The sequence below is a fragment of the Scandinavium sp. genome (assembly GCF_032012665.1).
Lineage (GTDB): Bacteria > Pseudomonadota > Gammaproteobacteria > Enterobacterales > Enterobacteriaceae > Scandinavium.
Genome location: NZ_DALZVG010000004.1, coordinates 33,465 through 55,012, shown reverse-complemented (window position 1 = coordinate 55,012; position 21,548 = coordinate 33,465). Strand labels below are relative to the sequence as shown.

The window sequence follows — 21,548 nt, the reverse complement described above, 5'->3', positions numbered from 1 at the left end:
AAATGCGGTGGAAAACTCGAACTGACGCACAACTGCGCGTTTTAACTCGCCGTATCGGTAGTACTGGACTGAAGCCATTGCTCAAACGTCGTCACGCTGACGTCGGGCTTTTGCTTGATAGCCGCCTCTGCAAGGGCGAGGGTCAGGGCCTGAACGTCATCTTCACTTTGCGGGCTGACCAGACCAAACGTGTTGGTGCCAAGGTCATGCACTTTGCCCTCATCGTCTGCCAGCGTCAGGGTAAATCCGGCGCGGGTCAGGTGATTATTGAGCTCGTTGATTTCGGTCAGCGCTTGTTCATGAAACTTTACCGCTACCACGTAACGCGTGATATCACCGCTCATCGGGAACCTCTTTGTTAAGCATGGAGTTTTGATAGCATAGCCGATTACTGCTATTTTTCGACTCCTGCCACGTGGGTGGCGGGAAAACGGCTAAGCCCGGCACAAATAGTCGTAAATAGTGCGGGTATTTTCCAGGGAGCATAAGCGGGTACCCTGGTTAAGCGTGGCGGCACTACCTGCAGCGACCCCAAAGCGGACCATTTCTCCAAGTGAAGCTTGTTCCGCCAGCTTTATCACCATCGCGCCCACCATGCTGTCGCCTGCGCCAACGGTGCTCTGGCTTTTGACCGGTGGGGGAACCACCTGCACGCAACCGGTGGCATCAACACCCAACGCCCCTTGCGGGCCAAGTGAAACCACGACGCGTTTTGCTTTTCCACTCTGAACAATCTCTTCAGCGGCTTTTCGTACGTCGTCTGGCAGCGTCAGTTCCCGTTGCACCAGGGCGCTCAGCTCTTTCTGATTAGGTTTAACCAGTTCGATGTTTCCGACATCGAGCGCGGCGCTGAGCGCTTCACCGGAGCTGTCTATTACGCAGCGAATCCCCTGCTGCTGTGCGGCGCGAATCAGGCCGACCAATGTTGTGACGCTGACACCCGGTGGCAGGCTGCCGCTGATGACCAGAAGCGTTCCCGCAGTAAGGCGTAAAACTTGCTGTTCAAGCAGGTGGAATTCCGGAGCGGAAAGCGCGGCACCGGGCATTACAAAGCGGTACTGCTCGCCGCTACTTTCTACATGAACGTGAAGATTCTGCCGCGTCCAGTCACTGGCCTGAACGGTTTGCACGGGGATGTTTTCCTCCGCAAGCAGGGAAATCAGATGCTCGCCGGTTGCGCCTCCTGCCGGAAAGAGGGCGGTGGCTTTCCCGCCCAGAAAGGTAATTGCGCGGGCGACGTTGATGCCCCCTCCGCCGGGTTCAAAGACGGGTGCGCTGCAGCGCAGCTTGCCTTCAGGATAGATTTGCGGGGTGACCGTGGCGCTATCAAGGGATGGCGCCAGAGTAAGCGTACAGATATTAACCATTCGATTACCTCCATTCATGAGCCTGTTGGGCCGTTTCCAGGATGGCCAAGGCTAAGCCTGGCACTTCGGGTGTGTAGAATAAAGTTCAACGATCTGATTTTTCGCATATTTACAATCGCAAATGACGCCTCAGCTATATGAAATAAAACGCCTTTTGAGATCCTTCTTATTCAAAAAATGAAATAAGAATTCATTGCTATGTTATTCACGCCTTTTTATAATTTGTTACCTTTCTTTGGACCGCAATCGTTGCTCCTCGCGAAAGTTTCCGGGACCGTAATGGTCTCTTTTTTTGTTGTACGGACTCTTAATAAATGAAGCTTTTCAAGACAGTACCCGCAGTAGTTGTGCTGGCGGGGGGCCTTTTTGCGTCGCTGCACGCGATGGCTGATAATACCGTTTTTACTGTCATGGATGACCCATCCACTGCGAAGAAACCGTTTGAAGGTAAAATTAACGGGGGTTATCTGGCGCAGTCTGGCAATACAAAAAGTTCTTCCCTGACCGCCGATTCCACGCTGACCTGGTATGGCGACACCACTGCCTGGTCGCTGTGGGGCAACGCCAGTAATACCTCTTCAAACGACGAGCGCTCTTCTGAAACCTATCAGGTCGGCGGGCGCTCTCGTTACAACATGACTGACTATGATTATCTGTTTGGTCAGGCAAGCTGGCTCACCGACCGCTTTAACGGCTACCGCCAGCGCGATGTGTTCACCGCCGGTTACGGTCGCCAGATCCTCAATGGACCGGTGCACAGCCTGCGTTTTGAATTCGGTCCAGGTGTGCGTTACGACGAGTACACCAACGGTGATACCAAAACTCAGCCGCTGGGTTACGCTTCTGGCACCTACGCCTGGCAGATGACGGACACCACCAAATTCACCCAGGGTCTGTCTGTGTTCGGCGCAGATGACACCACAATCAACTCAGAAACCGCGCTGGACGTTGCTATCAACGACAGCTTCGGCCTGAAAGTGGCTTACAATGTGACCTGGAACTCCGAACCGCCGTCATCGGCACCGGAGCACACCGATCGCCGCACAACGGTAACGCTGGGCTACAAGATGTAATGATGCAGGCCGGAGTAATCCGGCCTGGTTGTTTTCAGGCTCACGAAAACAGCGCGGCCAGCTTCGGTATCCCCAATGCGCCAGGCGCCAGAATACCAAAGGCCCACACTGCCGCTGATGCGGCATTCGCTAACTGGAATTTTCCGGAAGGCATTCTGCAAATCCCGGCGACGAGCGGCACAACGGCTCTTAATGGGCCAAAAAATCGTCCGATAAATACTCCCCATGATCCCCAGCGCTCGAAGAAAAGGTGTCCACGCTGTAGCAGCTGTGGCTTCCGCGATAGCGGCCAGAGCATTGTGATTCGATAGCTGTAGTGATACCCCAACCACCAGGATAGCCAGTCGCCAGCGAATGCACCCGCGGCAGCAGCCAGCCAGACCGGCATGAACCGCAGTTCGCTTTCACCAATCAACGCCCCGGTTGCCAGCAAAATCACCGTGGCGGGCAGAAGCAGAGAAATAAACGCCAGGGATTCGCCAAACGCGAGTAGCGCTATCACGCCCAGCGCAAGCTTTGGGTGAGAGCTGATAAAATCCGTCACGGTCTGAATCAGTGCCGTAAAGTCCATTTTGTCTCCTTCATGGTAAAACGGGTAAAACAGTGATACACCGAAAGAGATTAACGAAAGGCTAACGGCCAGGAGATTTGCATCATGTCGGTTGCGCCATGCATTGATTTAAATAGTGATTCAGGCGAAAGCTTCGGGCAGTGGACGATGGGCGATGACGCCGCGATTCTTCCGCTCATCAGCAGCGCCAACGTGGCCTGCGGATTTCATGCGGGTTCACCCGCGGGTATTTTCACGACGCTACGCGCGGCGCAACGGTTGGGTGTCGCCGTTGGGGCACATGTGTCGTATCCGGATCTGGTTGGGTTTGGGCGCCGCAACATGGATGTGGCCAGTGACGAACTGACGGCGGATGTCATTTACCAGATTGGCGCGTTACAGGGGCTGGCAACGGCGGCAGGCACACGGGTGAGTTACGTGAAACCCCATGGCGCTCTGTATAACACGATTGCGCATGATAAACGCCAGGCGATGGCGGTATTGGCCGCGATTCAGTCCGTTGATGCGTCTTTACCATTAGTCGCGTTGGCTGGCTCGGCGCTGATTGCGTGGGCGAGGGAAGCGGGCATTTGTACAGTGGCGGAGGCATTTGCGGATCGTGCCTACCATCAGGACGGCTCTCTGGTCTCGCGGCGTGAGACGGGGGCAGTGATTCATGACCCTGAGGTGGTCGCGCAGCGAGTGGTTCAGATGATTTTAGAAGGCGGTGTGACCTCTGTGGAAGGTGAGTTCGTTACAATCGAAGCACAGTCTGTATGTGTACATGGCGACAGCCCGGATTCGGTTGAAATGACGCGCTGTATCCGTCAGCGGCTGGAGGCTGAAGGTATCTCAGTCCGGGCTTTTATCCAGGCTGTATAGCATGCCGTGAACCGACCATCAGGCAAGCGCCAGCGGGTGATGCTCCACTCAAAATTGGGTATGTCTGCCAACCTGAAGATCGTTTGAGGGTTTCTGCGTGCACCAGCAGCGTTATGTCTGGAGTAGTCTGAGCCGGGTTTCCAGAGCCACACCAATCAGCCGACAATCGTCATCAATCGGCACCAGGGGCCATTGAGGATTGAGTCCGGCCAGGTACATTTGACCGCCGTCGACGATCAGCTTTTTAAATGTGACTTCGCTGGCTCCAGGAAGCGTGGCAAGTACCAGGCTGTTATTAACCGGCTCGCGACCGGTATCAAACAGTACAAAATAACCCTCCGGAACGCTCAGCCCCGTCGGGGCCGTCATCGAATTTCCCTCCATTTTTAGCCAGAAGGCTTCACCGAGAATCTCAATATCGGCGTCCAGCCAGAGCTCAACGTCCCGCGCATCATAGATTTCTGAAATCTCATGCCAGGCTGTCACCGGAAGAGTACGAAGAACAGGATATTTTTTACCGGGGGCAGAGTTAACTCGATATGGCGCAGTGGGATCGTTGACGCTCACCACGCCCATGCCAGCCAGCTCTTTTGCCAGGACTGGACTGAACGCTTCTACATCCACTTTCAGCAGTCGCGCAAAAACCGAGGCTACAGCCGGATTCAACGGATTACGTCCATTCAGATAATGACCTACGGCGCCCTGGGTAATATCCAGTTCATCAGCAATCGACTGCTGGGTGATTCCGAGCAGCTTTTTCTTTGCCTCATAAAGCGTTTTAAGGCGCCTGGCGGCATCTGCCTGGGCAGGGGTAAGCACTTTTTTCTTTTCCATATTCAAATAGTAATACCCAGGTTATTAAAATAAAAATACCGCCGGTATTGTTTATTTCAATACACATAGTATTGTTGCTTCGGGCCATGCCACGGAGGCACAGAACATGAAAATTTCCCTTGCTCAATACGTCAGCGAAGTCGGTCAGGCAAAAGCAGCAGCAGCCATTGGCGTTCATCAGACGGCGATCAGCAAAGCGGTTCGCATAGGGCGACAGATTTATATCCTCAAGCTGCCAGGCGGAGAGGTTAAGGCCGTTGAATATCGCGATTTTCCTCACCGCCGAAAGCCAATTGTCAGGTAGGTGGCCCGGGAACGCTTTTCTGCTCTGAAAGATGAATGCAACGTTATGGCGACATCAATTTACGCCATCCTTTAATAACCACACAATGACGTGTACCATGTACGTTCGTTATTAGCAGGCGAAGGCAGGCGTTACTGGTTTTGTCCATCCATGCGCTCGCGGTTTGCAGAGTGAAGCAAATAAAACCTTCTAACTTGTTGATATGAATAAACTAATCAATTTTGTATGTGCTCTTTCGTGTGGGGCACCACTGCAAATAAGGATATAAAATGCCTGTAATTACTCTTCCTGATGGCAGCCAACGCCATTTCGATCATGCTGTGACTCCAATGGATGTTGCCCTGGATATCGGTCCGGGTCTGGCGAAAGCTACTATTGCTGGTCGCGTAGACGGTGAGCTGGTTGACGCATCCGACCTCATTGAACAGGACGCTAAGCTTTCGCTCATCACCGCGAAGGACGAAGAGGGCCTGGAGATCATTCGCCACTCCTGTGCGCACCTGTTGGGGCACGCTATCAAGCAGCTGTGGCCGAACACCAAAATGGCTATTGGTCCGGTCATTGATAACGGCTTCTACTATGACGTTGATCTTGACCACACCCTGACCCAGGAAGATATCGACGCCCTCGAAAAGCGGATGCACGAGCTGGCGGAGAAAAACTACGATGTCATCAAGAAGAAAGTGAGCTGGCACGAAGCCCGCGACACCTTTGTGAAGCGCGGCGAGAGCTATAAAGTTTCCATCCTTGATGAAAATATCGCTCATGATGACAAGCCTGGCTTGTATCATCACGAAGAATACGTCGACATGTGCCGCGGTCCGCACGTGCCGAACATGCGTTTCTGTCATCACTTTAAGTTGATGAAAACTGCAGGCGCCTACTGGCGTGGCGACAGCAACAATAAGATGCTGCAGCGCATCTACGGCACCGCATGGGCCGATAAAAAAGCGCTGAATGCTTACCTGCAGCGCCTGGAAGAAGCGTCTAAGCGTGACCACCGTAAAATCGGCAAACAGCTCGACCTGTATCATATGCAGGAAGAAGCGCCGGGCATGGTGTTCTGGCATAACGACGGCTGGACTATCTTCCGTGAACTGGAAACTTTTGTGCGCTCTAAGCTGAAAGAGTACCAGTATCAGGAAGTAAAAGGCCCGTTCATGATGGACCGTGTGCTGTGGGAAAGAACCGGCCACTGGGACAACTACAAAGATGCGATGTTCACTACTTCATCCGAGAACCGTGAGTACTGCATCAAGCCGATGAACTGTCCGGGTCACGTACAGATCTTCAACCAGGGTCTGAAATCTTACCGCGATCTACCGCTGCGTATGGCGGAGTTCGGTAGCTGCCACCGTAACGAGCCGTCAGGCGCGCTGCATGGCCTGATGCGCGTCCGTGGCTTCACTCAGGATGATGCGCATATCTTCTGTACCGAAGAGCAGGTGCGTGATGAAGTTAACGCCTGTATTCGTATGGTCTACGATATGTACAGCACCTTTGGCTTCGAGAAAATCGTCGTCAAGCTGTCTACACGTCCTGAAAAACGTATTGGCAGCGATGAGATGTGGGATCGTGCGGAAGCCGATCTGGCCGTGGCTCTGGAAGAGAACAATATCCCGTTTGAGTATCAACTGGGTGAAGGTGCCTTCTACGGCCCGAAAATTGAATTTACCCTGTATGACTGCCTCGATCGTGCATGGCAGTGCGGAACGGTACAGCTGGACTTCTCCCTGCCGCAGCGTCTGAACGCCTCTTACGTAGGCGAAAGCAACGAGCGTCAGGTGCCGGTGATGATTCACCGCGCCATTCTGGGTTCTATCGAACGCTTCATCGGTATTCTGACCGAAGAGTTCGCCGGATTCTTCCCAACATGGCTTGCACCGGTGCAGGTGGTGGTAATGAATATCACTGATTCACAGTCTGAATACGTTAACGAATTGACGCGTAAACTACAAAATGCGGGCATTCGAGTAAAAGCAGACTTGAGAAATGAGAAGATTGGCTTTAAAATCCGCGAGCACACTTTACGTCGTGTCCCTTATATGCTGGTTTGTGGCGACAAAGAGGTTGAAGCAGGCAAAGTTGCCGTGCGCACCCGTCGTGGCAAAGACCTTGGGAGCATGGGCGTAGAGGAAGTGATTGAGAAGCTGCTACTGGAAATTCGTAGCCGCAGTCTTCAACAACTGGAGGAATAAGGTATTAAAGGCGGAAAACGAGTTCAAACGGCACGTCCGAATCGTATCAATGGCGAGATTCGCGCCCAGGAAGTTCGCTTAACGGGTCTCGAAGGCGAACAGCTGGGTATTGTGAGTCTGAGAGAAGCTATCGAGAAAGCTGAAGAAGCTGGCGTCGATTTAGTTGAAATCAGCCCTAACGCCGAGCCGCCAGTTTGTCGTATCATGGACTACGGCAAGTTCCTTTATGAGAAGAGTAAGTCTACGAAGGAACAGAAGAAGAAACAAAAAGTTATCCAGGTTAAGGAAATTAAGTTCCGTCCTGGTACCGATGATGGCGATTATCAGGTAAAACTCCGCAGCCTGATTCGCTTTCTTGAAGATGGCGATAAGGCCAAAATCACGCTGCGTTTCCGCGGTCGTGAGATGGCCCACCAACAGATTGGTATGGAAGTGCTGACGCGCGTCCGTGACGATCTGAGTGAACTGGCAGTAGTCGAATCCTTCCCAACGAAGATCGAAGGCCGCCAGATGATCATGGTGCTCGCTCCTAAGAAGAAACAGTAAGGCCTTCAAGTAACAATCGCTGTGGGGCTTTCGGGCCTCACAGATTTTGTTCGCCTACGTTTCGTTTATTAACAATGCGAAGTGGAAGTTATTAAAATGCCAAAAATTAAGACCGTACGCGGTGCTGCTAAGCGCTTCAAAAAAACCGGTGGTGGTGGATTTAAGCGTAAGCACGCAAACCTGCGTCATATTCTGACCAAAAAATCGACTAAGCGTAAACGTCACCTGCGTCCAAAAGGCCTTGTTTCTAAAGGCGATCTGGGTCTGGTAATCGCGTGCCTGCCGTACGCATAAGCCGTTAACGTTTAATTTTTTCATTAAGAATATAGATACAGGAGAGCACATATGGCTCGCGTAAAACGTGGTGTAATTGCACGTGCACGTCACAAGAAAATTTTGAAACAAGCTAAAGGCTACTACGGTGCGCGTTCACGCGTTTACCGCGTTGCCTTCCAGGCTGTTATCAAAGCAGGTCAGTACGCTTACCGTGACCGTCGTCAGCGTAAGCGTCAGTTCCGTCAACTGTGGATTGCGCGTATCAACGCAGCAGCACGTCAGAACGGTATTTCTTACAGCAAATTCATCAACGGCCTGAAAAAAGCCTCTGTTGAAATCGACCGTAAGATCCTGGCTGACATCGCCGTATTCGACAAAGTAGCGTTCACCGCTCTGGTCGAAAAAGCGAAATCAGCACTGGCATAAGCCAGTTGAAGAGGGAGGCTTGCCTCCCTCTTTTCGTTTTAGATTGACCTGTAACACCAGCAATACGTTGACTTTTCAGGGTGAAGACTTTTCAATAAGCACTTCACAGACCTTTTCAGACAAGGTAACGCAAGCATGAATGCTGCTATTTTCCGCTTCTTTTTTTACTTTAGCACCTGACTTCAGGAGGCTAGCGCGTGAAAGACGAAACGGAAAACAGCGCCAGAAAGCCTCCCCAGGGAGGCTTTTTTCGTATATAGATTTCAAGTTATTACGTCCGCAAACGGGTGTTTGCATAGACATTATTGAGGAAAACCATGTCACATCTCGCAGAGCTGGTTGCCAGTGCAAAGGCAGCCATTAACGACTCGCACGATGTCGCCGCACTGGATAATGTGCGCGTCGAATATCTGGGCAAGAAAGGGCACCTGACCCTTCAGATGACAACCCTGCGTGAACTGCCGGCGGAAGAGCGCCCGGCCGCGGGTGCCGTTATCAATGAAGCGAAGGAGCAGGTCCAGCAGGCGTTAAACGAGCGTAAAGCTGCCCTGGAAGGCGCAGCACTGAACGCCCGCCTTGCCGCTGAAACCATCGATGTTTCACTGCCGGGTCGTCGCATTGAAACCGGCGGTCTGCACCCGGTCACCCGCACCATCGATCGTATTGAAAGTTTCTTCGGTGAGCTCGGCTTTACCGTGGCGACTGGCCCGGAAATCGAAGATGACTACCATAACTTCGATGCGCTGAATATTCCTGGCCACCACCCGGCACGTGCTGACCACGACACTTTCTGGTTTGATGCTACCCGTCTGCTGCGTACCCAGACTTCCGGCGTGCAAATCCGTACCATGAAAAACCAGCAGCCGCCTATCCGTATTATCGCGCCGGGCCGCGTCTATCGTAACGATTACGATCAGACGCATACCCCAATGTTCCATCAGATGGAAGGTCTGATCGTTGATACCAACATCAGCTTCACCAACCTGAAAGGCACGCTGCACGATTTCCTGCGTAACTTCTTTGAGGAAGATTTGCAGATTCGCTTTCGCCCTTCCTACTTCCCGTTCACCGAACCTTCTGCGGAAGTGGACGTGATGGGTAAAAACGGCAAATGGCTGGAAGTGCTGGGCTGCGGCATGGTGCATCCGAACGTGCTGCGCAACGTTGGCATCGATCCGGAAGTCTACTCCGGTTTTGCCTTCGGTATGGGCATGGAACGTCTGACGATGCTGCGCTATGGCGTGACCGATCTGCGTGCGTTCTTCGAAAACGATCTGCGTTTCCTCAAACAGTTTAAATAAGGGCAGGACAGAACAATGAAATTCAGTGAACTGTGGTTACGCGAATGGGTTAACCCGGCGATTGACAGCGAAGCACTGTCGGGCCAAATCACCATGGCAGGCCTGGAAGTTGACGGCGTTGAGCCGGTCGCTGGCGTGTTCAACGGCGTTGTTGTCGGGGAAGTGGTCGAGTGCGGCCAGCACCCGAATGCGGACAAACTGCGCGTCACCAAAATTAACGTCGGTGGCGATCGCCTGCTGGACATCGTTTGCGGCGCGCCAAACTGCCGTCAGGGCCTGAAAGTAGCCGTGGCGACTATCGGTGCGGTGCTGCCGGGCGATTTCAAAATCAAAGCGGCGAAGCTGCGCGGTGAACCTTCTGAAGGGATGCTGTGCTCCTTCTCTGAGCTGGGTATTTCCGACGATCACAGCGGTATTATTGAGCTGCCTGCTGATGCCCCGCTGGGAACCGACATCCGCGAATACCTGAAGCTTGACGACAACACCATCGAAATCAGCGTGACCCCAAACCGCGCTGATTGTCTGGGCATCATCGGCGTGGCTCGTGACGTTGCGGTACTGAACAAGCAGCCGCTGAACGTGCCGGAAATGGCGCCTGTTGCTGCCACCATCAGCGATACTTTCCCAATCAAGGTTGAAGCCACCGAAGCTTGTCCGCGCTACCTTGGCCGAGTGGTCAAAGGCATCGATGTGAAAGCCGCCACGCCGCTGTGGATGAAAGAGAAGCTGCGCCGCTGTGGCATTCGTTCCATCGACGCCGTCGTGGACGTGACCAACTACGTTCTGCTGGAGCTGGGTCAGCCGATGCATGCGTTTGACCTCGATCGTATCGAGGGCGGCATTGTTGTGCGCATGGCGGAAGAGGGGGAAACCCTGGTTCTGCTGGACGGTAGCGAAGCCAAACTGAATGCCGATACCCTGGTGATTGCAGACCATAACAAAGCGCTGGCTATGGGCGGCATCTTTGGTGGTGAGCATTCCGGCGTGAATGGCGAAACGCAGAATGTCTTGCTGGAATGCGCCTTTTTCAATCCGCTGTCCATCACCGGTCGCGCACGTCGTCACGGACTGCACACGGATGCTTCTCACCGCTATGAGCGCGGCGTGGATCCGGCACTGCAATACAAAGCGATGGAACGTGCCACGCGTCTGCTGATTGATATCTGCGGCGGCGAAGCGGGTCCGGTTATCGACGTTACCAACGAAGCCACTCTGCCGAAGCGTGCCACCATCACTCTGCGCCGCAGTAAGCTGGATCGTCTGATTGGTCACCACATTGCCGACGAACAGGTGAGCGACATTCTGCGCCGTCTGGGCTGTGAAGTGATCGAAGGTCAGGACGAATGGCAGGCCGTTGCGCCAAGCTGGCGTTTCGATATGGAAATCGAAGAAGATCTGGTTGAAGAAGTCGCGCGCATCTACGGCTACAACAATATCCCGGATGCGCCAGTGCAGGCGGGTCTGATCATGGGATCTCACAAGGAAGCGAACCTGTCACTCAAGCGTGTGAAAACCATGCTTAATGACAAAGGCTACCAGGAAGTGATCACCTACAGCTTCGTCGACCCGAAAGTTCAGCAGCTGATTCACCCTGGTGAAGAGGCGCTGATTTTGCCAAGCCCAATCTCAAGCGAAATGTCCGCCATGCGTTTGTCGCTGTGGACAGGTCTTCTTGGCACCGTGGTCTACAACCAGAACCGTCAGCAGAGCCGCGTGCGCATTTTCGAAAGCGGACTGCGCTTTGTGCCTGATACGCAAGCTCCGCTGGGCATTCGTCAGGACGTTATGCTGAGCGGCGTTATTTGCGGTAACCGCTACGAAGAGCACTGGAACCTGGCGAAAGAGACAGTTGATTTCTATGATTTAAAAGGCGATCTCGAATCCGTACTGGATCTGACCGGTAAATTGGGTGATATCCAGTTCAGGGTCGAAGCGAATCCGGCACTGCATCCGGGCCAGTCTGCGGCGATTTATCTGAAAGGCGAACGCATTGGTTTCATTGGGGTTGTTCATCCGGAGCTGGAACGTAAGCTGGATCTGAACGGTCGCACGATGGTGTTCGAGCTGGAGTGGAACAAGCTCGCAGACCGCGTGGTGCCTCAGGCGAAGGAGATTTCTCGCTTCCCGGCAAACCGTCGTGATATCGCGGTGGTGGTGGTAGAAAACGTCCCGGCAGCCGATATTCTCGCAGAGTGTAAGAAAGTTGGCGTAAATCATGTAGTTGGCGTAAACTTGTTTGACGTGTACCGCGGTAAGGGTGTGGCGGAGGGGCACAAGAGCCTCGCCATCAGCCTGATCCTTCAGGATACCAGCCGTACACTCGAAGAAGAGGATATTGCCGCTACCGTTGCCAAATGCGTAGAGGCATTAAAAGAGCGATTCCAGGCATCATTGAGGGATTGAACCTATGGCGCTTACAAAAGCTGAAATGTCAGAATATCTGTTTGATAAGCTTGGGCTTAGCAAACGGGATGCCAAGGAACTGGTAGAGCTGTTTTTCGAAGAGATCCGTCGCGCTCTTGAAAACGGTGAGCAGGTAAAACTCTCCGGTTTTGGTAATTTCGATTTGCGCGATAAAAATCAACGCCCCGGGCGCAACCCGAAGACGGGCGAAGATATTCCCATTACAGCCCGGCGCGTGGTGACCTTCAGACCCGGACAGAAGTTGAAAAGCCGTGTCGAAAACGCTTCGCCCAAAGCAGAATAATTTCTGATTAACCAAAAAGGCCGCTTTTGCGGCCTTTTTTCTTTCCTGTTATTTGAAGAGACAATAAAATCAGCCACTTCACCTCACGATTTCAGGACACCATGCAACCACTTGCCCAACGCCAGCACCAACGAAACCAGCGATGGCTGGGAGGATTTCTGTTGCTGTTGCTGACGGCGATTTTCGTCAGCCTGTGCGCGGGCGAACAGTGGATAGCGCCGGGCGAATGGTTTACGGCGCGTGGTGAGCTGTTTGTCTGGCAGATTCGCCTGCCGCGTACGGTTGCTGTGGTGCTTGTCGGCGCATCTCTGGCGGTCTCCGGGGCAATCATGCAGGCGTTGTTTGACAATCCGCTGGCAGAACCTGGGCTGCTTGGCGTCTCCAATGGGGCTGGCATCGGGCTGATCGCGGCCGTCTTGCTGGGTAAAGGTCTGTTGCCGGGCTGGGCGCTGGGGCTGTGTGCGATTGCCGGGGCGCTGATTATCACGGTTATCCTGCTACGTTTTGCTCGTCGACATTTGTCTACCAGCCGCCTGCTGCTGGCGGGTGTCGCGCTTGGCATTATTTGCAGTGCCGCAATGACCTGGGCGGTCTATTTCTCAACCTCCTTTGACCTGCGCCAATTGGTGTACTGGATGATGGGCGGCTTTGGTGGCGTTGACTGGCATCAGGGCTGGCTGATGGTGGCGCTGCTGCCGGTGCTGACCTGGATTTGCCTGCAGTCACGACCGCTAAATTTGCTGTCGCTGGGCGAAACGTCAGCCCGCCAGCTTGGCCTACCGCTCTGGCTCTGGCGTCGTCTGTTGGTGCTGGCCACGGGGTGGCTGGTGGGCGTTAGCGTGGCGCTGTCCGGGGCCATCGGCTTTATCGGGCTTGTGGTTCCGCATATTCTGCGCTTATGCGGCCTGAGCGATCACCGCGTCCTGCTGCCTGCCTGCGTGCTGGCAGGCGGTTCGGCGCTGTTGTTCGCCGATATTGTGGCGCGCCTGGCGCTGGCCTCGGCAGAGCTGCCGATTGGCGTCGTTACCGCAACCCTCGGCGCACCTGTTTTTATCTGGCTATTATTAAGGGCTGGCCGCTGAGCGCCGGCCGATAACCAAAGAGGACGCTATGCAAGACACTATTCTCAACACAACGGTCACCACTATCGACGGTGAAAACATCAGTCTGGAAAAATACAAAGGTAACGTGCTGCTGGTGGTTAACGTCGCCTCCCAGTGCGGACTCACGCCGCAGTATGAGCAACTGGAAAATATCCAGGAAGCGTGGGGCAAACAGGGCTTCGACGTGCTCGGCTTCCCGTGTAACCAGTTCCTGGGTCAGGAGCCGGGCAGCGAGGAGGAGATCAAAACCTTCTGCAGCACGACCTACGGTGTGACGTTCCCGATGTTCAGCAAAATTGATGTTAACGGCGAGCACCGTCATCCGCTGTACCAGAAGCTCACGGCTGCTGCGCCTGTTGCCGTTGCCCCGGAAAGCAGCGGCTTCTACGAGCGCATGGCAAGCAAAGGGCGTGCGCCTAAAGTGCAGGGCGATATCCTGTGGAACTTCGAAAAGTTTCTGATTGGTCGTGACGGCGAAGTGATTCAGCGCTTCTCCCCGGACATGACGCCGGAAGATCCGATTGTGATGGAAGCTATCAAGCTGGCGCTGGCGAAATAACATGCCGCTGATGCAGCTGCAGGAAGTGGAGGAGGCTGGTCGGCTGCGCCTGCTTAACGCGGAAGTCCGACAAGGAGAGTTAGTTCACCTTGTCGGGCCGAACGGAGCCGGGAAGAGCACGCTGCTGGCGAGAATGGCGGGTCTGACGAGTGGGAAAGGGCAGATTGCCCTGAATGGGCAATGTCTGTCAGACTGGCCCGCGGCGGAGCTGGCCCGACATCGTGCGTATCTCACACAGCATCAGACACCACCTTTTGCCATGCCTGTATGGCACTACCTGACGCTGCATCAGCCTGATAAAACGCGGCACGCTTTGCAACAGGAGATTGCTGAGCAGCTGGGGCTGGAAGACAAACTCGAACGGCCGGTAAATCATCTCTCTGGCGGCGAGTGGCAGCGTGTTCGCCTGGCGGCGGTAGTGCTGCAAATCCATCCAAAGGGGAACCCGCAGGGGCAGCTTTTGTTGCTGGATGAGCCAATGAATAGCCTGGATGTGGCGCAGCAGGCGGCTCTGGACAGGCTGCTGGCAGAGCTGAGAGCGGCTGGCGTCACGATTGTCATGAGTAGCCATGACCTTAACCACACTTTGCGCTTTGCGAGCAATACGTGGCTGATGCGGCGTGGGGCATTGATCGCCAGCGGTGATACGGCGCACGTTTTGACGATCGAAAATCTGGCGGCTGCGTATGATATGCCGTTTAAAATGCTGCATGCGGATGGCGTTCAGATGCTGGTTTCTGCGCTGTAACAGGAAGGTTGCTTGCAACTTTGCAAATTCGCGGGCTAAATTATTTCTATAAAAAAATAGCAGAGGAACGCCAGGTTATGCGTCTCTTATTTATTTTCGTGGCCGCATTAATTTTAGCAGGGTGCAGTAGCCATCGTGCGCCGCCACCAAATCCAAGGCTTTCTGATTCCATTACCGTTATCGCTAACCTTAACGACCAGCTTGCAAACTGGCGCGGCACGCCTTATCGCTATGGTGGTTCCGGCCGCGGTGGCGTTGACTGTTCCGCCTTCGTGATGATGACATTCCGCGATAAATTCGATTTACAGCTTCCGCGTGATACCGAGCGGCAGTCGCAAATCGGCACCGAAATAGATAAAGACGACTTATTACCGGGCGATTTGGTGTTCTTCAATACCGGCTCCGGCGGCAGCGGGCTGCATGTCGGCATCTATGACACCGACAATCAATTCATCCACGCGTCCACCAGCCAGGGCGTCACCCGCTCATCGCTGGATAATGTCTACTGGCGAAAGCACTTCTGGCAAGCCAGACGAATTTAACCGGAAAATCAAAAAGGGCTATGGCCCTTTTTTTCTGGGTAAATTAAAAAGTATGCCTTTTTCGAAATAATTACCGTTTCTCATTTTCCCTGCGTAATGGAGCGCCGGATTGTGCGGCTGCCCGAATATGGATTACAATCATTCGAATGATAACGCAAAGGAATGCCTGAGTTACAAAGGAACGAATGAAATTAATCTTTTTAAAATCAAAGATTTTGTTTTCTACTGGGAACACACAGCAACGACCAGGGATGTCCCTTGAGACGAGGGGGACGCAATGATAGTGACACTGGACAAAGCATGGAAGACAGAGTTGTTATTCCTCCCTGCGAAAAATGGGGAAGGGAAACTGATCGGGCTTGAAATAATCGCTAACTTTGTTGGTTCAGACGATAATGTTCGCACGCCCACGTCTCTGGTAACCTCACGCCTGAATGGCGAACAGGAAGTCGCACTGTTTCGTGAAAAACTGGCATTGCTCGAAAACTGTCAGATCTTTTTTATTCAGCAGCAGTTAATCGCCTGGATTAATATTACCCCTGCTATTTCTGATGCATTGTTAACACAAAAAACGCTGGCCGAAGAAGCCGGACGATTTTCTTTTCTTGAACTGACCGTCGAGGAAAACTTTCCTGGGTTGAACACGCTGGATAAAGTTCACCCTCTCGTTCAGCTGGCGAATCTTTTTCCCCTGGTGCTGGCCAATTTTGGTGCCGGCGATGCCTCATCGCATGCCGTATTTTCCGGATTGTTTAAACGCGTAGTGCTCGATAAAAACTTTATTCAGCAGCAGGCGCTATTATTATCCTTCGATCCCTTTATGCGGGCGATAACGGCCCAGCTGGCATCCTCATGCCAGTCAATGATGGCCGCTGGCGTTGATAACCCGCAGATCCTGGAACGTCTGTTACCCTGGGGTTTCAGTGCTTTCGTTGGGGCTATATGGCCTGCGGTGGAAATGGCCTCGCTCACGCGCCTGATGCAGGAATAACCCTGCATCCCGCCCGTATTTATCTCTTCCCACAGGCACTACACTACAGACAGGAGGATCTATGACCCTGTCTTTTACCCATCACTGGCGCGATGAGCTGCCAGGTTTTTATACCGAACTGTCACCGACGCCGCTCACCAATGCCCGTCTTATCTGGCATAACGCACCGCTGGCTGAAAGCCTTGCGCTACCCGGCTCATTATTCAGCCCGGAAAACGGTTCTGGCGTCTGGGGCGGTGAAGCGCTGCTGCCTGGCATGCTTCCACTGGCACAGGTTTACAGCGGCCATCAGTTTGGCGTCTGGGCCGGGCAGCTCGGCGACGGGCGCGGCATCTTACTCGGCGAGCAGCAGCTGGCCGACGGGCGTCGCTATGACTGGCATCTGAAAGGCGCAGGCCTGACGCCGTATTCCCGAATGGGCGATGGGCGTGCCGTACTGCGTTCCACGCTGCGTGAAAGCCTGGCTTCAGAGGCAATGTTCGCGCTGGGCATTCCCACTACGCGTGCGCTGTCGGTGGTCACCAGCGATACGCCCGTTTACCGCGAAACAGTTGAGCAGGGTGCCATGCTGATGCGTCTGGCGGAAAGCCATCTGCGGTTCGGGCATTTTGAACACTTCTATTATCGCCGGCAGCCGGAAAAAGTTCGTGAACTGGCGGATTACGCCATTCGCCATCACTGGGCAAATCTTGAGGGCGAAGCTGACGTGTACAGCCTCTGGTTCCGTGACGTTGTCACCAAAACGGCGCAGATGATTGCCCGCTGGCAGGCCGTCGGCTTCTGCCATGGGGTCATGAACACCGACAACATGTCACTTCTCGGGCTGACGATGGACTACGGCCCGTTCGGCTTCCTCGACGATTATCAGCCCAATTTTATCTGCAATCACTCGGATCCTCAGGGCCGCTACAGCTATGATAATCAGCCTGCTGCGGCGCTGTGGAATCTCCAGCGGCTGGCTCAGTCGCTTTCTCCGTTCATCGCAGTGGACACGCTCAACGATGCGCTTGACGGCTATCAGGAAGCGCTGCTGGTGGAGTACGGCAAGCTGATGCGCCGCAAGCTGGGATTTTTCACCGAGCAGAAAGGGGACAATGAGCTGTTAAATTCGTTGTTCAGCCAGATGGCGCGCGAGGGCAGCGATTACACGCGCACCTTCCGTATGCTGAGTGAAACCGAACAGCACAGTGCGGCATCGCCTCTGAGGGATGAGTTTATCGACCGGGCCGGATTTGATGCCTGGTTCAGCGGCTATCGCGCCCGGCTTCAGGATGAACAGGTGGATGACGTTACGCGCCAGCAAAGCATGAAGCAGATGAACCCGGCAATTGTCCTGCGTAACTGGCTCGCGCAGCGGGCGATAGAGCAAGCAGAACGCGGTGAGTACGAGGAGTTTGCGCGTCTGCATGAGGTATTGCGCGATCCGTTTGCCGATCGTCATGATGATTACGCCAGCCGCCCACCCGAATGGGGCAAGCGGCTGGAAGTCAGCTGTTCAAGCTGAGGCTAGGGGGCAAGAAACACCTGCGGTGCAGATGCGTCGGGATGCTCTCCGATGCGCACCTCGGCGCCATACCAGCGGCTCAGCGTCTGCGCTTGCAGCACCTGCCGGGCGTTCCCCTGGGCGACGATCTCTCCCTGGTGCAATAGCACCAGCCTGTCGGCCCACAGCGCCGCCAGGTTGAGGTCGTGCAGCACGGCGCACACATGCAGCTGCCCGGCGCGGGTCAGCTTTTTCAGCAGACGCAGCAAATGCTGCTGATGATACAGATCCAGCGCCGAAGTGGGTTCGTCCAGAAACAACCAGCCCTGCGGCGCGTCATCAACCCATAGCTGCGCCAGAACGCGTGCCAGCTGTACGCGCTGCTGTTCGCCTCCTGAAAGGGCATTGTATTTCCGTCCCGACAGCGGCAAACAGCCTGTCAATGCCATCACTTCGCGAACGATCCTGTGGCTGCCGGTCTGTTCCCACGGCGCGCGGCCCATCGCCACTACATCTTCTACCGGCCAGTCGAAGCCGAGCTGGGTCTGCTGGCGCATTACGGCGCGGTGGCGGGACAAAGCCTGCGGCGACCACTCAGCCAGCGTTTTCCCTTTCAGAGAACATGTCCCGCTGTCCGGCGGCAAATAGCCGGTCAGCGCGCGCAGCAGCGTCGATTTTCCCGCGCCATTGGGGCCGATCAAAGCCACCAGTTCACCGGGCGCGAGCGTCAGGCTGATATTGCGTAAGACAGGGGAATAGCCGAGGTTTGCGGCCTGTAAACAGTCAGACATGCTGGCCTCCCCGACGGAAAATCATCCATAAAAACCACGGTGCGCCAAGCAGGCTCGTCAATAACCCTACCGGCATTTCTGCGGGGGCTACCAGCGTGCGGGCAACCGTATCCGCCACCAGCAACAGAATTGCGCCCACCAGCACGGAGCCGGGAATAACCGCCCGGTGATCTGCCCCGAGCCACATGCGCAGCAGGTGCGGCACCACCAGCCCGATAAAGCCAATCACGCCGCTGACCGCCACTGCACTCGCCACCAGCAGGGCGCTACACATCAGCAGACGGCGCTGGACTTGCTTCACGTTCACGCCGAGGTAGTGCGCTTCTTCGTCACCAAGCTGCAGCAAATTCAGCTGTTTCGCCAGCCGCCAGATGATGGCCACCGTCGGCAGCATCAGGGACGCCGTGGCAAGCAGCGTCGACCACTGCGCCTGGCCAAGACTGCCCATCCCCCAGAGTGAGAGCTGGCGCAGCTGCGCATCGTTGCTGAGCCACGACAGGACGCCCACGGCGGCTCCGCAGAGCGCATTGATGGCGATGCCGACCAGCAGCAGGCGCGAAAGCGCGTTGTCGTGGCGCTGGCTAAGCACAAAAATGACCATCGTTACTGCCAGGCTGCCGAGGAAGGCCGCCAGCATGGGGGCGTAGAGCATCAGTACCATCGGGAGAGAGAAGGGCAACACCACCCACAGCGCTACGGCCAGAGCCGCTCCGCTGCTGATCCCAAGCAGGCCAGGATCGGCCAGCGGATTGCGAAAAAGGCCTTGCATCACGCAGCCTGCCAGCGCCAGTGAGCCGCCGACGGTCAACGCCAGCAGCACGCGCGGCAGGCGAATGGTGAACCAGATCTGTCGCAGCGTGCCGTCACCGTGCCAGAGCACGTCAAGCGGCAGCTTCATCGCGCCAAAAGTGGTTGCCGCGAGCGTCAGGAGCGTTAACAGCCCGAGCAACGACCATAGCGAACGGGAAACCCACGGTATCATCAGGGCGTCTGCTCCGCTTTGTTGCGTAGCTGACGGAGCGCGTCCGGCGTACGAATGCTGAAGCCCAGCAGCGCCATATCATCAACCAACAGCACCTGTTTATTGCGCCCGGCGGGCGTTTGCGCGAGCCCCGGTAGCTTCCATAATCCGGCTTCACCACCCATGCTCTGTACGCCATCGGCAGAGATCACCACCAAATCCGGCTGGCTGGCAATCACGCCTTCCTGTGAAAGAGGCTGATAGCGATTGAAGCCCTGCATCGCATTTTGCAGGCCTGCCGCACGAATGGCCGCATCGGCCCCGGTTTGCTGCCCGGCTGCCATTGCGGTCATACCGCCATGGCTCAGGATAAACAGCACGCGCTTGTTCAGCGGGGTTTTTGGCAAGGTCGCTAATGCCTGTTTCATGCTGAGGCGGAGGTTTTTACCTTCGGTTTCTTTATGCAGCGCGGCGGCGACGATCCTGATTTTGTCGTCAATTATCGTCACGTCATTGCTGCCAGGAACGGTGATGACGGTAACGCCGTTTTGTTCAACCTGACTCAGCGCCAGCGACGGCTGTGCCTGAATGCTTGCCAGCACCGTGGTAGGGTGCGTGGCGAGAATGCCCTCCGCGTTCAGCTGCCGCAGGTAGCCGACATCCGGAAGCCTTAACGCTTCCGGAGGCCACATGCTCGTGCTGTCACGGGCAACGAGAGCGCTTTGCGCCCCCAGTGCATAGACAATCTCCGTCACGTCGCCACCAAGCGTCACCACTTTTTGTGCCGCCGCACCGGTAAACAGAGGCAGGGCGGCGATTAACGCGACGACGACTTTCATGCAGCCAGCCCTCTGGCGGTCAGCGCTTCCACTTGAGTGCGCCATTGGGTCTGCTCCGGCTCACCTTCGGTGCGCTGGCCGTAAAGCTGCGCAATCTGCGTGCCGTCGGCGGCAAACAGCTCGAGGCTGGTTACGTGCCCGTCGGCAGTCGGTTTGCGGGTGACCCAGGTTTCCGCAATGGTGTCTTCGCGCAGATGCAGGGTAAACGCCGGATTGAAGATATTCAGCCAGCCCTTCATCGGCACCACTTTCTCGATAGCGCCGGTGAAAATCTGCACGCAGCCGCGGTTGCCAACGAAGATCATGATTTCGTTGGCGTCCTGGTGGGCATTTGCCAGCAGGCGCGCAACGGCATCGTTGTCGACCTGGCAGGCCAGATCGTCACCTACAAGGCGGAAGGCCTGCTGGCGGCTGAGGTTATGGCGCTTCAGCAGGGTGAAGAACTGATGGACGTCAGTCATCGCGCGCCATTCGGCATCCAGCGCTTTGCCGTCGACGGTTATGTCAGCCATGGGTGCATCAGCGGCTTTCAGCTCAAGAGCAGGATTTTCCGCGTGAATGAAACGGGTCAGAATGTCGGCCCATGCGCTCATGTCGGTGGTATCGGTGGTGTAAACCTTCAGTAGCGCATCACCCTGATGGTCGAAAAATTGAATACTCTGGCGTTCGCCGCGAGCGCTGGCTTCGTTGATATGAAACACGCTCGCCCACTGATTGAGGAACAGGCGCAGATCCAGCGCTCGTGGGTTCAGCACCAGTCCGGCGTGGCCGCTCAGATGCTGGTTGGTAAAGGTACCGACCTGCTCATGAACCGCGTATTCATTACGACAGATGCATTTCACATCGCCCGCAGACTCCAGCGCCGCCAGAACGTCACGGCTTTCCCCCTGCAGGCGCCAGGCGTCGTGACCCACGCGCGCCCAGGTCAGTTCGGCCTCGCTGATGTGCATCATTGCGGCGATATCACGAGCGTACTTGCCCGGGTTTTCTTCTTTTAGCGCCAGCCAGCGTGTGTAGTGATTCATTGTCTCTTCCTTCCAGATAAAGGCCCCGCTGAACCGGGGCAG

At 55.2% G+C, this 21,548-nt stretch carries 25 protein-coding genes and 1 other annotated feature; of the genes, 17 read left to right on the top strand and 8 right to left on the bottom strand.

Going from position 1 to position 21,548, the window contains the following annotated elements; genetic code table 11:
• Positions 1-41: 41 nt before the first annotated feature.
• Together ghoS and pfkB are read right to left on the bottom strand one after the other, a co-directional pair.
• The gene (gene ghoS, locus RTU33_RS05095; RefSeq protein ID WP_312625765.1) at positions 42-344 is read right to left on the bottom strand and encodes a type V toxin-antitoxin system endoribonuclease antitoxin GhoS; all 303 of its coding nucleotides are present in this window, start codon (positions 342-344) and stop codon (positions 42-44) included.
• 90 nt (positions 345-434) lie between these two features.
• Positions 435-1,367, bottom strand: a complete 933-nt coding sequence (pfkB, locus tag RTU33_RS05090; protein ID WP_312625763.1) for a 6-phosphofructokinase II — start codon at positions 1,365-1,367, stop codon at positions 435-437.
• A 314-nt stretch (positions 1,368-1,681) separates the two neighbouring features.
• On the opposite strand from pfkB, the gene RTU33_RS05085 reads away from it, so the two are divergent.
• Positions 1,682-2,440: a YdiY family protein gene (locus tag RTU33_RS05085; RefSeq protein ID WP_312625761.1), complete on the top strand. Its 759-nt coding sequence runs from the start codon at positions 1,682-1,684 to the stop codon at positions 2,438-2,440.
• Positions 2,441-2,480: 40 nt separating this feature from the next.
• On the opposite strand, the gene RTU33_RS05080 is transcribed toward RTU33_RS05085, so the two are convergent.
• Positions 2,481-3,011, bottom strand: a complete 531-nt coding sequence (locus RTU33_RS05080) for a DedA family protein (protein WP_312625760.1) — start codon at positions 3,009-3,011, stop codon at positions 2,481-2,483.
• Positions 3,012-3,095: 84 nt separating this feature from the next.
• Here RTU33_RS05080 and RTU33_RS05075 point away from each other — a divergent pair, with 84 nt between their 5' ends.
• Positions 3,096-3,872 carry a 5-oxoprolinase subunit PxpA gene (locus RTU33_RS05075; RefSeq protein ID WP_312625759.1) on the top strand — a complete coding sequence of 259 codons (777 nt, stop codon included), beginning with the start codon at positions 3,096-3,098 and terminating at the stop codon, positions 3,870-3,872.
• 111 nt (positions 3,873-3,983) lie between these two features.
• Here RTU33_RS05075 and RTU33_RS05070 read toward each other — a convergent pair whose 3' ends face one another.
• The gene (locus RTU33_RS05070; protein WP_312625976.1) at positions 3,984-4,706 is read right to left on the bottom strand and encodes an XRE family transcriptional regulator; all 723 of its coding nucleotides are present in this window, start codon (positions 4,704-4,706) and stop codon (positions 3,984-3,986) included.
• A gap of 106 nt (positions 4,707-4,812) precedes the next feature.
• On the opposite strand from RTU33_RS05070, the gene RTU33_RS05065 reads away from it, so the two are divergent.
• The 15 genes from RTU33_RS05065 (at position 4,813) to selO (ending at position 17,911) form a co-directional block, all read left to right on the top strand.
• Complete coding sequence (locus RTU33_RS05065) at positions 4,813-5,010, top strand: Cro/CI family transcriptional regulator (RefSeq protein WP_312625758.1); 198 nt, start codon at positions 4,813-4,815, stop codon at positions 5,008-5,010.
• A 269-nt stretch (positions 5,011-5,279) separates the two neighbouring features.
• Positions 5,280-7,208 carry a threonine--tRNA ligase gene (gene thrS, locus RTU33_RS05060; RefSeq protein ID WP_312625757.1) on the top strand — a complete coding sequence of 643 codons (1,929 nt, stop codon included), beginning with the start codon at positions 5,280-5,282 and terminating at the stop codon, positions 7,206-7,208.
• A 3-nt stretch (positions 7,209-7,211) separates the two neighbouring features.
• Positions 7,212-7,754: a translation initiation factor IF-3 gene (infC, locus tag RTU33_RS05055; RefSeq protein ID WP_071777538.1), complete on the top strand. Its 543-nt coding sequence runs from the start codon at positions 7,212-7,214 to the stop codon at positions 7,752-7,754.
• Positions 7,755-7,850: 96 nt separating this feature from the next.
• Positions 7,851-8,048 (top strand): 50S ribosomal protein L35, encoded by a 198-nt coding sequence (gene rpmI, locus RTU33_RS05050; protein ID WP_003030583.1) that lies wholly within the window; start codon positions 7,851-7,853, stop codon positions 8,046-8,048.
• Between the two features lie 51 nt (positions 8,049-8,099).
• Complete coding sequence (rplT, locus tag RTU33_RS05045; RefSeq protein ID WP_000124852.1) at positions 8,100-8,456, top strand: 50S ribosomal protein L20; 357 nt, start codon at positions 8,100-8,102, stop codon at positions 8,454-8,456.
• Between the two features lie 130 nt (positions 8,457-8,586).
• Positions 8,587-8,710 (top strand) — a sequence feature (Phe leader region).
• Positions 8,592-8,636: a pheST operon leader peptide PheM gene (gene pheM / locus RTU33_RS05040; RefSeq protein ID WP_001386830.1), complete on the top strand. Its 45-nt coding sequence runs from the start codon at positions 8,592-8,594 to the stop codon at positions 8,634-8,636. It overlaps the preceding feature by 45 nt.
• Before the next feature lie 63 nt (positions 8,711-8,773).
• Positions 8,774-9,757 (top strand): phenylalanine--tRNA ligase subunit alpha, encoded by a 984-nt coding sequence (gene pheS, locus RTU33_RS05035; protein WP_312625754.1) that lies wholly within the window; start codon positions 8,774-8,776, stop codon positions 9,755-9,757.
• A gap of 15 nt (positions 9,758-9,772) precedes the next feature.
• Positions 9,773-12,160 (top strand): phenylalanine--tRNA ligase subunit beta, encoded by a 2,388-nt coding sequence (gene pheT / locus RTU33_RS05030; protein ID WP_312625752.1) that lies wholly within the window; start codon positions 9,773-9,775, stop codon positions 12,158-12,160.
• Positions 12,161-12,164: 4 nt separating this feature from the next.
• Positions 12,165-12,464: an integration host factor subunit alpha gene (gene ihfA, locus RTU33_RS05025; protein ID WP_006820203.1), complete on the top strand. Its 300-nt coding sequence runs from the start codon at positions 12,165-12,167 to the stop codon at positions 12,462-12,464.
• A gap of 101 nt (positions 12,465-12,565) precedes the next feature.
• The gene (gene btuC, locus RTU33_RS05020; protein WP_312625750.1) at positions 12,566-13,546 is read left to right on the top strand and encodes a vitamin B12 ABC transporter permease BtuC; all 981 of its coding nucleotides are present in this window, start codon (positions 12,566-12,568) and stop codon (positions 13,544-13,546) included.
• 28 nt (positions 13,547-13,574) lie between these two features.
• The gene (locus RTU33_RS05015) at positions 13,575-14,126 is read left to right on the top strand and encodes a glutathione peroxidase (RefSeq protein ID WP_312625749.1); all 552 of its coding nucleotides are present in this window, start codon (positions 13,575-13,577) and stop codon (positions 14,124-14,126) included.
• 1 nt (position 14,127) lies between these two features.
• A complete protein-coding gene (gene btuD / locus RTU33_RS05010) occupies positions 14,128-14,874 on the top strand; it encodes a vitamin B12 ABC transporter ATP-binding protein BtuD (RefSeq protein WP_312625748.1) in 747 nt (248 codons plus the stop codon).
• A gap of 77 nt (positions 14,875-14,951) precedes the next feature.
• Positions 14,952-15,416, top strand: coding sequence for an NlpC/P60 family protein (locus RTU33_RS05005; RefSeq protein ID WP_312625747.1), 465 nt, complete (start codon positions 14,952-14,954; stop codon positions 15,414-15,416).
• A gap of 277 nt (positions 15,417-15,693) precedes the next feature.
• On the top strand, positions 15,694-16,407 hold the full coding sequence (locus RTU33_RS05000; protein WP_312625746.1) for an EAL domain-containing protein: 714 nt from the start codon (positions 15,694-15,696) through the stop codon (positions 16,405-16,407).
• Between the two features lie 61 nt (positions 16,408-16,468).
• On the top strand, positions 16,469-17,911 hold the full coding sequence (gene selO, locus RTU33_RS04995; RefSeq protein WP_312625745.1) for a protein adenylyltransferase SelO: 1,443 nt from the start codon (positions 16,469-16,471) through the stop codon (positions 17,909-17,911).
• Between the two features lie 2 nt (positions 17,912-17,913).
• Here selO and RTU33_RS04990 read toward each other — a convergent pair whose 3' ends face one another.
• The 4 genes from RTU33_RS04990 to RTU33_RS04975 are packed head-to-tail and all read right to left on the bottom strand — an operon-like array spanning position 17,914 to position 21,506.
• Positions 17,914-18,681: a heme ABC transporter ATP-binding protein gene (locus tag RTU33_RS04990; protein WP_312625743.1), complete on the bottom strand. Its 768-nt coding sequence runs from the start codon at positions 18,679-18,681 to the stop codon at positions 17,914-17,916.
• Positions 18,674-19,663 carry an iron ABC transporter permease gene (locus RTU33_RS04985; protein ID WP_312625741.1) on the bottom strand — a complete coding sequence of 330 codons (990 nt, stop codon included), beginning with the start codon at positions 19,661-19,663 and terminating at the stop codon, positions 18,674-18,676. Before RTU33_RS04985 ends, RTU33_RS04990 begins: the two co-directional genes overlap by 8 nt.
• Positions 19,663-20,481 carry a hemin ABC transporter substrate-binding protein gene (locus RTU33_RS04980; protein WP_312625740.1) on the bottom strand — a complete coding sequence of 273 codons (819 nt, stop codon included), beginning with the start codon at positions 20,479-20,481 and terminating at the stop codon, positions 19,663-19,665. Before RTU33_RS04980 ends, RTU33_RS04985 begins: the two co-directional genes overlap by 1 nt.
• Positions 20,478-21,506, bottom strand: a complete 1,029-nt coding sequence (locus RTU33_RS04975; RefSeq protein WP_312625739.1) for a ChuX/HutX family heme-like substrate-binding protein — start codon at positions 21,504-21,506, stop codon at positions 20,478-20,480. Before RTU33_RS04975 ends, RTU33_RS04980 begins: the two co-directional genes overlap by 4 nt.
• Positions 21,507-21,548 lie beyond the last annotated feature (42 nt).

What these genes read in the sequence shown, in the direction of transcription:
- thrS (WP_312625757.1), top strand. Translation starts at nt 5,280, where the DNA reads ATGCCTGTAATTACTCTTCCTGATGGCAGCCAACGCCATTTCGATCAT.
- rplT (WP_000124852.1), top strand. Translation starts at nt 8,100, where the DNA reads ATGGCTCGCGTAAAACGTGGTGTAATTGCACGTGCACGTCACAAGAAA.
- RTU33_RS04980 (WP_312625740.1), bottom strand. Translation starts at nt 20,481, where the DNA reads ATGAAAGTCGTCGTCGCGTTAATCGCCGCCCTGCCTCTGTTTACCGGT.
- RTU33_RS04985 (WP_312625741.1), bottom strand. Translation starts at nt 19,663, where the DNA reads ATGATACCGTGGGTTTCCCGTTCGCTATGGTCGTTGCTCGGGCTGTTA.
- RTU33_RS05075 (WP_312625759.1), top strand. Translation starts at nt 3,096, where the DNA reads ATGTCGGTTGCGCCATGCATTGATTTAAATAGTGATTCAGGCGAAAGC.
- btuD (WP_312625748.1), top strand. Translation starts at nt 14,128, where the DNA reads ATGCCGCTGATGCAGCTGCAGGAAGTGGAGGAGGCTGGTCGGCTGCGC.
- pheS (WP_312625754.1), top strand. Translation starts at nt 8,774, where the DNA reads ATGTCACATCTCGCAGAGCTGGTTGCCAGTGCAAAGGCAGCCATTAAC.
- btuC (WP_312625750.1), top strand. Translation starts at nt 12,566, where the DNA reads ATGCAACCACTTGCCCAACGCCAGCACCAACGAAACCAGCGATGGCTG.
- RTU33_RS05015 (WP_312625749.1), top strand. Translation starts at nt 13,575, where the DNA reads ATGCAAGACACTATTCTCAACACAACGGTCACCACTATCGACGGTGAA.
- rpmI (WP_003030583.1), top strand. Translation starts at nt 7,851, where the DNA reads ATGCCAAAAATTAAGACCGTACGCGGTGCTGCTAAGCGCTTCAAAAAA.
- RTU33_RS04975 (WP_312625739.1), bottom strand. Translation starts at nt 21,506, where the DNA reads ATGAATCACTACACACGCTGGCTGGCGCTAAAAGAAGAAAACCCGGGC.
- RTU33_RS05085 (WP_312625761.1), top strand. Translation starts at nt 1,682, where the DNA reads ATGAAGCTTTTCAAGACAGTACCCGCAGTAGTTGTGCTGGCGGGGGGC.
- pfkB (WP_312625763.1), bottom strand. Translation starts at nt 1,367, where the DNA reads ATGGTTAATATCTGTACGCTTACTCTGGCGCCATCCCTTGATAGCGCC.
- RTU33_RS04990 (WP_312625743.1), bottom strand. Translation starts at nt 18,681, where the DNA reads ATGTCTGACTGTTTACAGGCCGCAAACCTCGGCTATTCCCCTGTCTTA.
- ihfA (WP_006820203.1), top strand. Translation starts at nt 12,165, where the DNA reads ATGGCGCTTACAAAAGCTGAAATGTCAGAATATCTGTTTGATAAGCTT.
- RTU33_RS05070 (WP_312625976.1), bottom strand. Translation starts at nt 4,706, where the DNA reads ATGGAAAAGAAAAAAGTGCTTACCCCTGCCCAGGCAGATGCCGCCAGG.
- RTU33_RS05000 (WP_312625746.1), top strand. Translation starts at nt 15,694, where the DNA reads ATGATAGTGACACTGGACAAAGCATGGAAGACAGAGTTGTTATTCCTC.
- RTU33_RS05080 (WP_312625760.1), bottom strand. Translation starts at nt 3,011, where the DNA reads ATGGACTTTACGGCACTGATTCAGACCGTGACGGATTTTATCAGCTCT.
- ghoS (WP_312625765.1), bottom strand. Translation starts at nt 344, where the DNA reads ATGAGCGGTGATATCACGCGTTACGTGGTAGCGGTAAAGTTTCATGAA.
- RTU33_RS05005 (WP_312625747.1), top strand. Translation starts at nt 14,952, where the DNA reads ATGCGTCTCTTATTTATTTTCGTGGCCGCATTAATTTTAGCAGGGTGC.
- RTU33_RS05065 (WP_312625758.1), top strand. Translation starts at nt 4,813, where the DNA reads ATGAAAATTTCCCTTGCTCAATACGTCAGCGAAGTCGGTCAGGCAAAA.
- selO (WP_312625745.1), top strand. Translation starts at nt 16,469, where the DNA reads ATGACCCTGTCTTTTACCCATCACTGGCGCGATGAGCTGCCAGGTTTT.
- pheT (WP_312625752.1), top strand. Translation starts at nt 9,773, where the DNA reads ATGAAATTCAGTGAACTGTGGTTACGCGAATGGGTTAACCCGGCGATT.